Genomic DNA, 14,384 nt, shown 5'->3' on the forward strand with positions numbered 1-14,384 from the left:
TTCCCTTGCGCCGCCGCGCCGGCTCTCACCCTCCCGGCTCGCTGCTGCTGGCTCTCGCTCAAGGTACTCTCCCGTTCCACGTCGTTGGGTTTATTAACAACCATTATAGGATACCCGGAGCAAAAAGAAAAGCCGGAAAACCGCCCGGCCCCATACAGGCGGCTCCGGCCCGTCCTTATCGCTTGCGCGTCTCCGTCAACTGGAATTGGCCGACCAGCTGCTTCATGAAGGAGGTAACCCCCTCCACCGCGTGGGAAGTGTGGCGAACGCCCGTAATATCGGCCGTCAGCTCCTGCATTTTCGCTTCGACCTCGGTCGAGATCGCCCGGTTCTCCATGCTGACGGCCGCGATCTTCTCCATCAGCTCGACGACTTCGTCGACCACCTGCGTCTTCAGCGAATCCTCCGCCTGCGCGCCGGAGAGCGTCTCCGATGCGACCGCCACCAGCTGCGTGCCTTCCTCCACGACGCGGGTTCCTTCCTCCATGGAGGCGTAAGCTTCCTGGGCGTGCGCGTAAATTTTCTCGACGATGCCGTGAACCTCTTCCGTCGAGCTGCGGGTCATGTCCGCCAGCTTGCGAATTTCCGAAGCGACGACCGCGAAGCCTTTGCCGTGCTCGCCGACCCTCGCCGCCTCGATGGAAGCGTTCAGCGCCAACAAATGGGTTTGTGCCGATATTTCCTGGATGACGTTCAGCACGCTGCGAATTTCGTTCGCCGTATCCATGAACACGCGGATTGTCTCGTTCGTCTGGGCGACCCTCGACGAGATGTGGGACATCTTGTCCCCGATCCGTTCGACTTCGCCTTGCGCGATCGCGATCTGCTCGGACGCCTTCCGCTCCAGCGCGAGCAGCGTCCGGCGCATCTCGTCGGCCACGACCTTCGCTTCGTCGATGTCCTTGAGCTGACGGCGGATGCTTCGGATCATGTCGTGAATGCGGCCGCTGACTCTCTCCGTCGATTCGGCCGTCGTCGCGGCGGACTCGTTCAGCTGCTTCTGGCTGGAAGTGACGTCGGCCGAAGCGAGCTTCACGCGCAGCATGATGCCTTCGAGCGAGTCGATCATGTTGTTGATCCACTTGGCAAGATCGCGCGTCTCGTCGTTTTGGAACTCGTAGGCGTTGATCCGTTGCGTCAGGTCGCCCTTGCCTTCCGCGTTAATGCGAATGAAGCGGTTGATCTTGCGCAGCGGCTCGACGATCCGCTTCTCGCTCCGGGAGCGAAGCAAGCCCACGGACACGCCACCGTACGCCAGGTTGACGGCGAGCACGGACAGCGCCGTCTGCGCGGGAGAGAGGTTTTGCGCTGCGAAATAGCCTGCCGCCGCCGATACGAGGGCGAATATGCCCAGGAGCAACGATTGCGGCCGGACCTGCCGAAGCGATATGCTGCGGATCCGGTATACCTCCTCCAGGTCGCCTTCGCACATCATCCCCCAGACGTCCGGGCAGTGCGGAAGCTGGAACGTCACCCCTTTGCCGATAACGGGAATGTGACGATAGTCCGAGTAGCCGGGAAATTCGACGAACAGGTTGCTGCCGTTGCGAATGGTGTTCGCGACGCCGGGATGCAGCTGTCCGGTCGCCGGGTCGGTGAACATGATCTCAAGCTCGGTGTGCTCCTTGACGGACACGATGCCCCAGTCGGTGGTAACGCCGTCCTTCAGGTTCTCCCCGTGCGTAAATGTGCGGTCCTCGAACCGGCTGCGCGACAGCGCCGTTCCGGGCGCGATGTGCGTATTGAGCTCGGCCTTCGCCATGAACAAGTAGTTGTCGCCGGAGTCCGGATAGACGTGGCCGGATTCCCGCTGGATCAAATCCCCGATCACGTCGTTGGGCACCCGGCCGCACAGAAGCCCTTGGAGGGAGCCGTTCGCATCCGCGATCGGATTCATGAACAGCAGCGTCATCTTGTCGTGGAAGGAGGACGAGCGCGACCCGATCTCCAGCGTGAGCGGATCGGGGTACGGTCCGAACAGGCATTTGCGCGGCTGTCCGCCGCCGCCTCGTATGTAGCCCAGCCCGGAGGCGAGAAGCGATCCGGGGCCGTAGCTTGCTCCCTTGTGCGGCAAATGCGTCGAATAGACGACCGTTCCTTCCGAGTCGAGCAGAAACAGCTCGGTAAAGTCGGAGGCTCGGTTGTAAGCCGCCGCGAACAGCCGGTCCCAGACGTCCTGCCGGCCGTCAGCGTCGAACGACAGACCGTCGCCGGTCGTCTGCAGTTGTTCGAGCAAGCGGTCGAGATGGCGCCAGTTCTCCAGCGTCCAATCCTTCAGAATTTCCATTCGCGTCTCCGCGATGCCTTCGAAGATGTCCTCAACATCCTTCTTTAAATGCCTGTTGAGGCAATACGACCACCATAACGGCAATCCTTTCCTCCACCCTAGCCAACCGAACATATCCCATACCCCCAGAGAATGCGGCGTTGTATTTTGTCAGTTATTGTATCATAGCCCTAGTTCTTTTTCCTTATTTTTCATGAAAAAAAGAGTATTTTTTCAAAAGTACGTTAGCTTTATTGCAAAAAAACGAGATACTTTCCCGAATATTGGGTTTAAATTCCCGTTAAACCCGAACATTCGACTTGTCCGCGGCATTTTTTGTCAGAATAGTTTACCATTGGCCTTCTAGGTCTTAAGAACGGCCTTAAACGCAAGATGCCAAGTCAGCTCTGAACGCCTCCCGCGGGGCAAGACCTTGCAACCCGCTAATGTCGGCTTACAGCACTAAAAAAACCCCCGACTTCGCCGAGAGGCGGTCGGAGGTTCCTGGGCCGGAACGGGGCGCGTTCCGGGTTTATTTGACGAAGCCGAGCAGCATTTCGCGGACCAGCTTGGATGCGACGATCGGCGTCTGTTCCGTCGGGTCGTAGATCGGCGCCACTTCGACGACGTCGGCGCCGATGACGTTCGCGTCCGAGCGGGCGATCAGATGCACCGCTTCGAGCAGCTCCTTCGACGTGATGCCGCCCGCTTCCGCGGTGCCGGTTCCCGGTGCGGCGGAAGGATCGAGCACGTCGATGTCGATCGTGACGTAGACCGGACGTCCCGCCAGCCGGGGAAGCGCTTGACGAAGAGGCTCGGCCACTTCGAACGGATAGAAGTTGATGTTCTCGCGGGCATAAGCCCATTCCTCGCGGCTTCCGGAACGGATGCCGAACTGGTATACGTTGCTGCCGCCGATAAGGTTCGCCGCCTTCCGGATCGGCGTCGAGTGGGAGAGCGGCTCGCCCTCGTAGCTCTCGCGCAAGTCGGCGTGGGCGTCGATGTGGATAATCGCGAGGTCCGGATATTTTTTATAAACCTCTTGAAGCACCGGCCAGGTGACGAGATGCTCGCCGCCGAGACCGAAAGGGAACTTGCCGTCCGCCAGCACGCCGCGCACGTACTCGGCGATGATGTCGAGGCTCCGGGCCGGATTGCCGAACGGCAGCAGCAAATCCCCTGCGTCGAAGTACGCCAGCTCTTCGAGGCTGCGGTCCAGGTAAGGGCTGTATTCCTCCAGCCCGACCGAGGCTTCGCGGATGCGGCCCGGGCCGAACCGGGAGCCGGGACGGAACGAGACGGTAAAGTCCATCGGCATGCCGTAAATGACGGCTTTGGATGCGGCGTAGTCGTCGGAGCTGAGAATGAAGACGTTGCCGGAATATTTCTGGTCGAGGCGCATGGGGTCATGTTCTCCTTCGATTAGCTTATTTCGTCAGATCTTCGACGAACTTGGGCAGAACGAACGCCGCCTGATGCAAGCGCGGGGTGTAGTATTTCGTGTCGAGCTCGGCGATGTCTTCGGGCTTGACGTTCAGCGGATCGTGCTTTTTACTGCCCATCGTGAACGTCCAGAGGCCGCTCGGATAGGTCGGGATGTTCGCGACGTAGACGCGCACGATCGGGAACACTTCCTTGACGTCGCGGTTGACGCTGCGGATCAGATCGGCCTTGAACCACGGATTGTCCGTCTGTGCGACGAACAGGCCGTCTTCCTTCAGCGACTCGTAGATGCCTTGGTAGAAGCCGCGGGTGAACAGCTGCACCGCCGGCCCGACCGGTTCCGTCGTATCCGCGAGGATGACGTCGTATGTATTTTTGTGGTCGTGGATATGCTTGAAGCCGTCGTCGACCTGCACGGAGACGCGAGGATCGTCAAGCTTGCCCGCAATGGAGGGCAGGTACTTCTTGGAATATTCGATGACTTTGCCGTCGATGTCGACGAGCACCGCCCGCTTGACCTTCGGATGCTTGAGCACTTCGCGGATGACGCCGCCGTCGCCGCCGCCGACGACCAGGACGTTCTCCGGGTTCGGATGGGTGAACAGCGCGGGGTGCGCCACCATCTCATGGTAGACGAACTCGTCTTTGACGGTCGTCATCACCATGCCGTCGAGCACGAGCATATTGCCCCATTCTTCCGTCTCGATCATCGCAAGCTCCTGGAAGTCCGTTTGCTCGTGAACGTAAGTTTGTTTGATTTTGGCCGTAATGCCGAAGTTTTCGGTTTGTTTCTCGGTATACCACAATTCCATCGAGGACATGATCCAAGCCCTTCTTTCCCAGTAGTAGATTCAATCCGCCCCCGATGGGCGGAAGAGTCGTCCTTGTTGCCGCGCATGACCGGCAGCCGCGCCTTGCGGGACGGAGAATCGCATGCACGCCCGCGCTCGTCCGCCGCTCCGGCCGATGTATTAAACAAGTTGTATTATAGGGCATCGGGCGCAAAAAGCAACCATGAACGGAAGATGCCCCCTCCGGAGGCGATGGCGGGGAATAAGCGCGGCTCCCGTTTTCCATAATAAGGGGTGACAGTTAAACCCGTGTTAAGCGGCGAAAAGGAGGCGGCGGCATGAACGGAGAACTCGACAACCAACGGCCCGCGCAGGAGCAGCCGGCGCTAAAAGACGGCATCATGTCCCGGGAAATGACAGCTTCCGACACCCCCTCCCGCAGAAGAAAAGGGCGGCGGCTCGGACTGATCGCCATGGGCATGGCGGCCTTCGTCATTTTAACGATCGGCGCCGTTGCGGCATCCATCCGCTATGTACCGCTTCCTTCCGCCTCCTTTCCCCAATCGACGCAAATTCTCGACGCCGGCGGCAACGTGATCGCTTCCCTGCAGGGCGGCGTCAATCGGCGCACCGTTGCGCTGCGGGATCTTTCGCCGTGGCTGATCAAAGCGACGCTGGCGGCGGAAGACCGCCGCTTCTACGAGCATTCCGGCGTCGACTTGCGCGGCTTGCTGCGGGCGGCCTGGGTGGACGTGCGCCATATGTCGAAGGAGCAAGGAGCGAGCACGCTGACGCAGCAGCTCGCCCGCAATTTGTACTTGTCCCACGAGCGAACCTGGAAGCGCAAGCTCATGGAGGCTTGGTATGCCGCCAAGCTGGAGCAAGCTTATTCCAAGGATGAAATTCTCGAAATGTATTTGAACCAAATTTATTACGGGCATGGCGTCTACGGCGCGGAAGCGGCGGCCCGGCTCTACTTCGGCAAGCCCGCCAAGGAGCTGACGCTGGCGGAGAGCGCGATGCTGGCCGGCATTCCGAAGGGGCCCCGCTACTACTCCCCGCATTTGCGGCTCGACCAGGCCAAGTCCCGGCAGCGGAAGATTCTGAAGGCGATGAGCGAGACCGGCTTCATTACGCGGGAACAAGAGCGGGCGGCCGCCCGCGAAGAGCTGCGGATCATGCCGCTCCCCAAGGACAAAGGGCAGACCGCCCCCTACTTCGTCGATTACGTGCGCAAGCTCGCCGCCGAATACGTGCAATTGGACGAGCAATTGCTGAACGAAGGCGGCTTGCAGATCGTAACGACGCTCGACAGCCGCATGCAGCAAGCGGCGGAGGAAGCCGTCGCGAACCAGTTGCCGACGGACGGCGAGCTGCAGGCCGCGCTCGTCGCCATCGATCCGGCGACCGGCTTCATCAAGGCGATGGTAGGCGGACGCGACTACGGGCGGAACCAGTTCAACCGCGCATTCGCCACGACCCGCCAGCCCGGCTCCGCGTTCAAGCCGATCGTTTACGCGACGGCGCTCGCCGACCCGACCTTCACGCCGGTAACGCGGTTCCGGAGCGCGCCGACGACGTTCTACTACGACGACAATCGGAAAATTTACCGCCCGAGCAACTTCAACGACCGTTATTTCAACGGGGATATCGGGCTGCGGCAGGCGATCAAGTCGTCCGACAACATTTATGCCGTCAATACGATTATGCAGGTCGGGCCGGAGAAGGTGATCGACACGGCCCGCCGGTTGGGCATTACATCGAAGCTGGACGCCGTCCCCTCCCTGGCGCTGGGCACCTTCCCGGTCAGCCCGTTCGAGATGGCCTCGGCCTTCACGGCGTTCGCGGGAGGCGGCGCCCGGACGGAGCCCGTCGCCATTCAGCGCATTCTGGACCGGAACGGCCGGGTGCTATACGAAGCGCATCCCCGCAGGGAGCAAGTGCTGTCGCCGGCGCTCGCTTACGTCATGAGCAATCTGATGAAGAGCGTCTTCGACACCGGGGGGACCGCCCACCGCGTCTCCCGCATGATTACGCGCCCCGTCGCGGGCAAATCCGGAACGACGAGCTCCGACGCCTGGTTCGTCGGCTACACGCCGGAACTGGTCGCCTCCGTCTGGGTCGGTTACGACCGGGGACGCGCCATCACGTCCACCGAGGCGCACCGCGCGGCCCCGATCTTCGCCGAATTTGCCGAGAAGGCGCTTGCCTCGGTGCCTGCCCGCGACTTTCCGGTGCCGGAAGGCGTCGTCAGCGTCTACGTAGATCCCTCTACGGGACAGCTCGCCTCGGACAAGTGTCCCGAGAAGGTGTTGGAGACGTTCCTGGCGGGCACCGAGCCGACAGATACGTGTACGGTTCACGGCGAACCGGAGAAGGATGCCGGGCCCGGCGAAGGCCCCTCCTCCTGGTGGCGCAAAGTGCGGCGCTGGTGGAGGCTTTGAGGCGGGGCAAGCCGCTCTGTCAGGCCGCTCCATCGTCGACTCGCTGCTGAAGCCGTTCCGCTTCCGCAGCAAAATGCAAAGAACCTCCATCGCCGCTCATGCGAAGCGGTCTTGGAGGTTCTTTGCTTACGGCCCTAGTTGCTCGATTTCATCGAACATCTCGATGCCACGGCGCCCTTTTGCACTTTAGAAGCAACGCTATTTTAAGCCAGCAGATCCTTCAGCTGCTGCGGCGAGTTGTTCCACCACTCGATGTTGTGCTCCTGAAGCAGCTTGCGAAGCGCCGCCTTCTCCTCGGGACCGATGTTGTCGAGCTGATACTTCCGCTTGATCGAGGCATCGAGACGGTTCACGTGGTCGGCGAGAATTTTCCACCCTCTGCGCGCCTCCGAATCGATCAGCATCTCGCAAGAAGCCGCTCCCGCGTAGTAGCTGCCCGCTTCGTTGCGGTCGACGGCCACCCAGACGACCCAGGCCCGCCGGCCGTTCGGCACGTCTTCCTTGTTGGGAGAGAATTTGATCCCCCGCTCGATCTTGCTCTTCGCGTGCATCGCCCCGACGTCAATGTAAGCTTCGCCCTGGTCGATAATGACGCAGGCGACCTGGCTCAGGTCGATGCTCCCCGCTCCGAACCCTCTGTGTTCCTTATTGCTAACTACGTTCAACGCCAGCTTCTTCTTCTCCGGCGCAGGCTGCTGTTGATCGTTGTTCATCGCTCATCCTCCATCCTTACTCTCCTCATTTTAACGAAATTTTCGCAGAAAAGCGATGGATCGCCCTATCCCCCGGCCATTTCCCCGCCGCACCTTTCCCTACTCCCTGCAGACGCCTCAAACCCTGCCTTACTGCGGTCCTTCGCCCTCAAATCCCTTCCTTCTATGCAAATACACGGTGCGCAAAGGGTGGTCAAGCCGCAGATATAATCTTGGGACATGCGACATATACATCCCCTAGATGCTTGTCAACGGGAGGGTTAACCGTATGCCCCATCGCCGCTTGTTCCGCGTTCTCGTCTTGGCGCTGTCCGCCGTCCTGCTCGTCGTCTCCGTCCGGTTCGGATTCGCCGACGCCTGGCTGGACCAATTTGCCGTTCCGGCTACAGCCAAGCCCGCGGATACTTCCGCAACCAGCGCGTCCTCGAACGCGCCGTCTTCCGAATCCGGGGCCGACGTGCCCCTCGCGCCCAAGCCGGTCGTCCTCAGCAACCGGGTGACGGAGTACCATATTTCCGTTTCGCTCGGGGACGACGGCACCTTGACCGGCCAGCAGACCGTGACCTGGAAGAACCCCGGACGAAAGCCGGTATCCGAGATTTACCTGCATCTGTATCCCAACGCATTCTCTCCGGGCAGCACCTTCCTCGAAGAATCCGGCGGACAATTGCGCGGGGATAAAATGAAGCCCGGAGGCTACGGTTCGATGACGCTGACCGCCCTTACGACGGAGGAAGGCGAGACGCTGCTGCCCCGCCTTCATTACGTTCAGCCTGACGACGACAACGCCTCGGACCGCACGCTCGCGACGTTCCGGCTGCCCGAGCCGGTCAAGCCCGGCGAGAAGACGACGCTCAACATGAAATTCACCGTCAAGCTGCCGCAAGTATTCGCGCGCATGGGCAAGGCCGGCGACTTCGTGATGGCGGGCCAGTGGTTCCCGAAAATCGCGGTGTACGAGACGGCGGGGACCCGGGGACGCGCGACGGAAGGCTGGAACACCCACCAGTACCACGGCAACTCGGAGTTCTACTCCGACTTCGGCATTTACAGCGTCAAGATCGACGTTCCGGAAAAGGACAAAGTGGCGGCGACCGGCTTCCAAACCCGGCCGGCGACGATCAAGAACGGGCGCAAAATCTATCAGTTCTACGCAGAAGACGTGCACGACTTTGGCTGGGCCGCTTCGCCCTCGTTCCAATTCGTCGAGGATTCCTTCTCCTCCACGGGCGTGCCGGGCGTGCGCATCAAGCTGTATCTCGATCCGCAGCACAAGGATCAGGCCGACCGCTACATGCACGCCGCCAAGTCGGCGCTGGCCAAGCTGGGCGAATGGTACGGCGACTATCCGTACTCGACGCTGTCGATCGTCGTCCCGCCCGCGGACGCGAACGGGGCCGGAGGCATGGAGTACCCGACGCTCGTCACGGCGGCCGCGGCCAAGAGCACAAACCCCGGCTACGAGCTGGAGCGAACCGTCATTCACGAAATCGCGCACCAGTACTGGTACGGCATCGTCGCTTCGAACGAGTTCGAGGAAGCCTGGCTCGACGAAGGCTTCACCTCCTACACCGAAGACAAGCTGATGGCCGTCATCTACGGCGTCGTCCCGAACACGACGATCGAGGCCAGCTATATGACGCATCCGGAGCCGCTCAAGCTCGATTCCTGGCGCTACAGCAACTCCGACCGCTACGCCGAGAACGTCTATATGCGCGGCAAGCTCGTGCTGACGGCGATGGAGAAGCAGGTCGGAGAGAAGACGATGAATAAAATCATGCGCGCCTACTTCCAGAAGTACCGGTTCAAGCATCCGTCCTCCACGGACTTCCAGAAAGTCGTCGAGAACGTGACGAAGGACAAATGGGACGATTTTTTCCAAGCCTACGTGTATCGGGGGCAAATGGCCGACTTCGCCGTCGAATCCATCGATTCCCGGCCCGCCGAAGGCGGCGGCTATCAATCGACGGTGCTGCTTCGCCGCAACGGGGGCAGCCCGCAGCCCGTGACCGTGCTGTTCCGGTTCGCGGACGGGACGTCGATCCGCAAAACCTGGGACGACGTCCAGAACCACGTACAGTTCAAGCTTCAGCATCCGCAGCCGCTCCTTTACGCCGCCGTCGACCCTTCCCGGTCCGTCGTGCTGGACAATTTGCGGTTCAACAATTACTTGAAGACGGAAGTGCCGGAGAAGACGCGCACGCGCCTCAATATCGGCCTGTCGAAGCTGATCGACGGATTGCTTGGCACATTGGCATGGTGAGGTGAGGAAGGTGCGAAAATGGATAGGCAAGGGATGGAATACGACCCGGCGGCACAAATATGTGGTGATCGTGCTTTTCCTGTATCGGTTGCTGTGGGCCTTTTTCCTCTACCGGTTCATCGATTCCGTCGTGACGCCGGTGCTCGCCCGCTACCCCGATAACCATCCGAACTCGGACTCCGTTCACCTGTTCCTGATCGAAGCTCAGTTCCGATTGCTCAAGACGGATTTGGCGAACGATTTTCTCTGGCTGCTGGCCGGCATGTTTCTCATCCGCATGGTGTTGACGCCTCTGCTTAACGCGGGAATCTTCTATTCGTTCCGGCACTCGGAGGATTCGCAGGGCACGCGGGTGCTTGCGGGCATCCGCCATGCATGGAAGTCGGTCAGCATTCTCTATTGGGCGGAAAATGCGGCCATCCTGCTGCCTCTCTTCTGGCTGCTGCCGCTGGCCAAATCCCGGTTCCTCGCCGAGCCGTCGATCGAGGATTGGGCCCGTCATCTGCTTCCGTACGCCCTGGCTTGGGTCGTCTGGAGCTACGCGGTGCATCTGCTCTTCCAATTCATGCAATTCAGCGCGGCGTCCGGCGACAGCATTCCCGGCGGCCTGTGGCGCGCTTGCCGCCGGGCGCTGCCATTGATCGCGGTTTCATTGACAATCCTTGGCATCGGCCTTGCCGCTTCTCTGGTCGTCACGACGGCCTCCCTGTTCTGGACCGGCTTCGCCGCAGTCGCGCTGCATCAAGGGTTTCAGCTCGTTCGATCGCTCATTGCGCTATGGTCGGCGGCTTCGCAATTCGAGCTTTGGAAGCCAGACACGGCGATGTAGTTTCTTCCCGTCTTGTGTCGGATTCCGGAAGATTAAGGAATTCTAATCTGAAAGGAGAAGGAAAAACGCGCCAAAAGACGAATACGTAAAGCTAAGTGCAAAAATTGCCGAATTCCCTGGCACAAGGGAAACGGGGGAACCATTTTTTCCGGGTGAATTGATCTCGCTTAGCCGCAGGGATCATAGGGAACCTTCAACCGAACCCTTCAGCTAACCTCGTAGGCTTGGAAGGAGTCACTGGCTTTGCGGAAGTTTTCGGCAGCATTGTTCGGTTTGGCTTTATTGCTGGTTTTCCAGGTTGGCAGCGCGTTTGCCGATTCCAAGCTGGATACCACCGTAGGAGAACTGATCGGCATCGATTACGATTATGGCGGCACGACGACAGACGGCTTCGACTGCTCGGGGTTTACGTCCTATGTGTTCAAGAAGCTTGGCGTGACGCTGCCTCATTCGTCGAAAGAACAGTTCAACCTCGGAGATAAAGTCGCCAAGGAAGACCTGAGACCGGGCGATCTCGTGTTCTTCAACACGAGCGGCAGCGGCGTCTCGCACGTAGGCATTTATGTCGGAAACAACAAATTCGCGCATGCCGCTTCCAAAGGGGTCACCATCTCCGACCTCGACGAGAAGTACTACGCGAAGCGCTACCTTGGCGCACGCCGGGTCATGGATTCCGACACGTACCAGAAGGTGGCCGTCGACGCCGAATAAAGGCCCGGCCAAGCCAAACCTTCTTCGTCGTCCAAGGACGAAGAAGAAGGTTTGCGGAGATCATTCAGAAATGAACAAGCGTGAGACTTATCAAAGTCTGAATGATCGAGATACAGAACACAAGAGCCGCTGCATCGGGACCGGGTCCCGCGCAGCGGCTCTTGTGTCATTCTCCAAATCTGAAATACGCTTTCGCATTGCCGTAAGAAATGTCCTTCACCATGTTCCCGAGCAGCTCCAGATCGCCCGGAACTTCGCCGTTCTCCGCCCATTCCCCGATCAGATTGCACAGAATCCGCCGGAAATACTCATGCCGCGTATACGACAGGAAGCTTCGGGAATCGGTCAGCATGCCGACGAACCGGCTCAGCAGCCCGAGGTTCGCGAGCGCCTTCAGTTGCTCCAGCATGCCGTCCCTCGTGTCGTTGAACCACCAGGCGGAGCCGAGCTGCATTTTCCCTGGAATGCCCCCGCCCTGGAAGCTGCCGATCGCCGATCCGAGCACGTACAGATGGGTCGGATTCAGCGAGTAGACGATCGTGCGGGGAAGCGCGTCGTCCCGGTCCAACGCGTCCAGCAGACGAACCAGCGGCTCGCCGACCCCGGTATCGCCGATCGAATCGTAGCCGGTGTCCGGACCGAGGCGCTCGAACATCCGCGTGTTGTTGTTGCGAGCGGCGTTGATATGCAGCTGCATCGACCAGCCGAGCCGGGCGTACAGCCGGCCCAGGAACAGCATGGTGAACGTTTTGTATTTCCGTTCCTCGTCCTCGCTCACGGCCTGGCCCGCCACCGCCTTGTCGAATACGGCCGCAGCTTCCTCCAGAGTGGCATCCGCGAAGACCATAACGTCCAGCGCGTGGTCCGACACCCGGCACCCCGTCTCGTGGAAGAACGCCGCCCGCTCCTCCAGAGCGGCCAGCAGCGCGCCGTAGCCGTCGACCTTTCGGCCGATTGCCGCTTCCAGCTTGCCCAGCCAAGGAAGGAAGGCGGCCCGGCGAATCTCCAGCGCCTTGTCCGGGCGGAACGAGGGCAGCACCTGCACGGGGAAGTCCGGAAGCTCCCGCATTCGCAGATGGTATTCGAGCGAGTCGGCGGGATCGTCCGTCGTGCAGACGACTTCCACGCCGGACTTGACGATCAGGTCGCGCACCCGGAACCCGGCGGGCTGCCGCAGCTTCGCGTTAACCTTCTCCCAGATGGCGGGCGCGGTTCCTTCCCCGATCACGTCGTCTACGCCGAAGAAGCGCCGCAGCTCCAGATGCGACCAATGATACAGCGGGTTGCCGATCGTCTTCGGCACGGTCCGGGCCCACGCCAGAAAGCGGTCGTAGTCGCTTACGCCTTCGCCGCCCGTCACGAATCGCTCCTCGACGCCGTTCGCCCGCATGGCGCGCCATTTGTAATGGTCTCCGTACAGCCACACCTGCGTGATATTGTCGTAGGAACGGTTCTCCCAGATCTCTTGGGGACTTAAGTGACAATGATAGTCGATAATCGGCATGCCCGCGGCATAATCGTGATACAGCCGCTTCGCCGTCTCGTTCGCCAGCAGAAAATCCTCGTCCATAAAGGGCTTCATCGGCATCCTCCCCTTTCCGACTCGCGTTAGCGAAACTTCACCAGATCCTCGATTTGCACCGCCTGTCCCGTCCGGATCGAACGATTCGCCGCGATGCCGGTCAGAATCGATCGGGCGCCGTCGACGTGGTTCGCCGCCCGGTTCCACGGATCGGGCACCGGCGTGCCGAACAGGTCGTTCAGCATGACCGGGTCGCCGCCGCCGTGACCGCCGACGCCTTCTTCGACGTCCACGTCGTAGGGCGCTCCGAACATGGGCAGCACGCGGATGCGATGCCCTTGCAGCGCGCCCTCGTCCGCCTTCTCTCCGCCGGAATTGACGTACGACTGCTCGACGACTTCCATCTCGATCCGTCCCTTGCTTCCGTTGAACGCGATCCGGTAGCCTTCCCAGGGGGCGTATGCGGTCAGCGAGTAGGTCAGAATCGCCTGATTGCGGTAGCGCACGATAACGCCCATCGTGTCCTCGATGCTGATGCCGTCGCCGAACACGCTCTGATCGCGGCGGTAGCCGTCCTCATGCTCCGCGTCCAGGTACATCGCCTTCAGATGCTCGTTCGTATCCAGGTGCAGCGCGAACGGATCGTCCTTCGCCAGCGGGTTGCCCGTGGCTCGCTCGTAAAACTTCGTCACGCCCCGCCGCTCCGCGTTCTCCCGGCCGTAGAACAGCAGATCGCCGAAAGCGAATACCGTCTCGGGCCGAGAATCGATCCAGAAGTTGACCAGGTCGAAGTGATGCGTCGACTTGTGAACGAGCAGCCCCCCGCTGTTGCGCTTGTCGCGGTGCCAACGGCGGAAATAGTCGGCTCCGTGCTGCGTGTTGAGCAGCCACTCGAAGTGAACCGAATGGACGCTGCCGATGACGCCGGAAGCGATGAGCTCCTTGGCCTTCGTGTGGTGGGGCGCGTAACGGTAGTTGAACGTGACCCGCACATTCCGTCCCGTCCGCTCCACGGCGTCGAGAATCTCCTGGCACTTCTTCTCGTCGACGGTCATCGGCTTCTCCGTCACGACGTCGCAGCCCAGCTCCAGCGCGCGGATGATGTACGTATGATGGGTGCGGTCCACGCTGGTGACGATGACGGCGTCCGGGCGCTGTTCCTCGATCATCCGGTCGAACGCGTCGGAAGGATACGTCTTGACGGCGGGATAGCCGTAGGTCTCCTTCAGCCGCTTGTTCGCGTAGTCCATCCGGGTTTGATTGATATCGCAAAACGCCAGCAGCTCCGACGTATCCCGGAACGAGGTTGCGATCGCCCCATAGAAAAATTCGGCCCTTCCACCTGTTCCGACCAGTACGTATTTCTTCTTCGTCGACATGTTTGCGCTCCTCTCCGATCTTC

Annotated in this window: 10 protein-coding genes, 1 riboswitch and 1 other annotated feature (1 of these 12 only partly in view); of the genes, 4 read left to right on the plus strand and 6 right to left on the minus strand. The window is 60.6% G+C overall.

Translation table 11 applies throughout. The features are described 5' to 3' along the window. Positions 1-88, minus strand: a binding site (T-box leader); it reaches 157 nt to the left of the window's first position. A gap of 87 nt (positions 89-175) precedes the next feature. The 3 genes from G485_RS0106395 to speE form a co-directional block, all read right to left on the minus strand. Further along, on the minus strand, positions 176-2,401 hold the full coding sequence (locus tag G485_RS0106395) for a methyl-accepting chemotaxis protein (protein WP_027091873.1): 2,226 nt from the start codon (positions 2,399-2,401) through the stop codon (positions 176-178). Between the two features lie 397 nt (positions 2,402-2,798). Then, positions 2,799-3,668, minus strand: a complete 870-nt coding sequence (gene speB / locus G485_RS0106400; protein WP_027091874.1) for an agmatinase — start codon at positions 3,666-3,668, stop codon at positions 2,799-2,801. 25 nt (positions 3,669-3,693) lie between these two features. Then, complete coding sequence (speE, locus tag G485_RS0106405; RefSeq protein ID WP_027091875.1) at positions 3,694-4,521, minus strand: polyamine aminopropyltransferase; 828 nt, start codon at positions 4,519-4,521, stop codon at positions 3,694-3,696. 317 nt (positions 4,522-4,838) lie between these two features. On the opposite strand from speE, the gene G485_RS25375 reads away from it, so the two are divergent. After that, entirely contained in the window at positions 4,839-6,944 is a 2,106-nt protein-coding gene (locus G485_RS25375) for a transglycosylase domain-containing protein (RefSeq protein WP_240489081.1), read from the plus strand. A gap of 203 nt (positions 6,945-7,147) precedes the next feature. Here the strand turns inward: G485_RS25375 and G485_RS0106415 are convergent, their stop codons facing one another. Then, positions 7,148-7,657 (minus strand): YwhD family protein, encoded by a 510-nt coding sequence (locus tag G485_RS0106415; RefSeq protein ID WP_027091876.1) that lies wholly within the window; start codon positions 7,655-7,657, stop codon positions 7,148-7,150. A 268-nt stretch (positions 7,658-7,925) separates the two neighbouring features. Here G485_RS0106415 and G485_RS0106420 point away from each other — a divergent pair, with 268 nt between their 5' ends. From G485_RS0106420 to G485_RS0106430, 3 genes are all read left to right on the plus strand, one after another. Next, the gene (locus G485_RS0106420) at positions 7,926-9,920 is read left to right on the plus strand and encodes a M1 family metallopeptidase (protein ID WP_027091877.1); all 1,995 of its coding nucleotides are present in this window, start codon (positions 7,926-7,928) and stop codon (positions 9,918-9,920) included. Positions 9,921-9,930: 10 nt separating this feature from the next. After that, entirely contained in the window at positions 9,931-10,749 is an 819-nt protein-coding gene (locus G485_RS0106425) for a hypothetical protein (protein WP_027091878.1), read from the plus strand. Between the two features lie 95 nt (positions 10,750-10,844). Next, positions 10,845-10,988, plus strand: a riboswitch (cyclic di-AMP (ydaO/yuaA leader). A 4-nt stretch (positions 10,989-10,992) separates the two neighbouring features. After that, the gene (locus tag G485_RS0106430; RefSeq protein ID WP_027091879.1) at positions 10,993-11,460 is read left to right on the plus strand and encodes a C40 family peptidase; all 468 of its coding nucleotides are present in this window, start codon (positions 10,993-10,995) and stop codon (positions 11,458-11,460) included. A gap of 166 nt (positions 11,461-11,626) precedes the next feature. On the opposite strand, the gene uxaC is transcribed toward G485_RS0106430, so the two are convergent. Then, the gene (gene uxaC / locus G485_RS0106435; protein ID WP_027091880.1) at positions 11,627-13,042 is read right to left on the minus strand and encodes a glucuronate isomerase; all 1,416 of its coding nucleotides are present in this window, start codon (positions 13,040-13,042) and stop codon (positions 11,627-11,629) included. 26 nt (positions 13,043-13,068) lie between these two features. Next, positions 13,069-14,361, minus strand: a complete 1,293-nt coding sequence (locus G485_RS0106440) for a Gfo/Idh/MocA family protein (protein WP_027091881.1) — start codon at positions 14,359-14,361, stop codon at positions 13,069-13,071. Between the last annotated feature and the right edge of the window lie 23 nt (positions 14,362-14,384).

Origin of the sequence: Cohnella thermotolerans DSM 17683 (genome assembly GCF_000429825.1) — a bacterium.
GTDB lineage: Bacteria > Bacillota > Bacilli > Paenibacillales > Paenibacillaceae > Cohnella > Cohnella thermotolerans.

What these genes read in the sequence shown, in the direction of transcription:
- G485_RS0106440 (WP_027091881.1), bottom strand. Translation starts at nt 14,361, where the DNA reads ATGTCGACGAAGAAGAAATACGTACTGGTCGGAACAGGTGGAAGGGCC.
- speB (WP_027091874.1), bottom strand. Translation starts at nt 3,668, where the DNA reads ATGCGCCTCGACCAGAAATATTCCGGCAACGTCTTCATTCTCAGCTCC.
- speE (WP_027091875.1), bottom strand. Translation starts at nt 4,521, where the DNA reads ATGGAATTGTGGTATACCGAGAAACAAACCGAAAACTTCGGCATTACG.
- G485_RS0106395 (WP_027091873.1), bottom strand. Translation starts at nt 2,401, where the DNA reads ATGTTCGGTTGGCTAGGGTGGAGGAAAGGATTGCCGTTATGGTGGTCG.
- G485_RS0106420 (WP_027091877.1), top strand. Translation starts at nt 7,926, where the DNA reads ATGCCCCATCGCCGCTTGTTCCGCGTTCTCGTCTTGGCGCTGTCCGCC.
- G485_RS0106415 (WP_027091876.1), bottom strand. Translation starts at nt 7,657, where the DNA reads ATGAACAACGATCAACAGCAGCCTGCGCCGGAGAAGAAGAAGCTGGCG.
- uxaC (WP_027091880.1), bottom strand. Translation starts at nt 13,042, where the DNA reads ATGAAGCCCTTTATGGACGAGGATTTTCTGCTGGCGAACGAGACGGCG.
- G485_RS25375 (WP_240489081.1), top strand. Translation starts at nt 4,839, where the DNA reads ATGAACGGAGAACTCGACAACCAACGGCCCGCGCAGGAGCAGCCGGCG.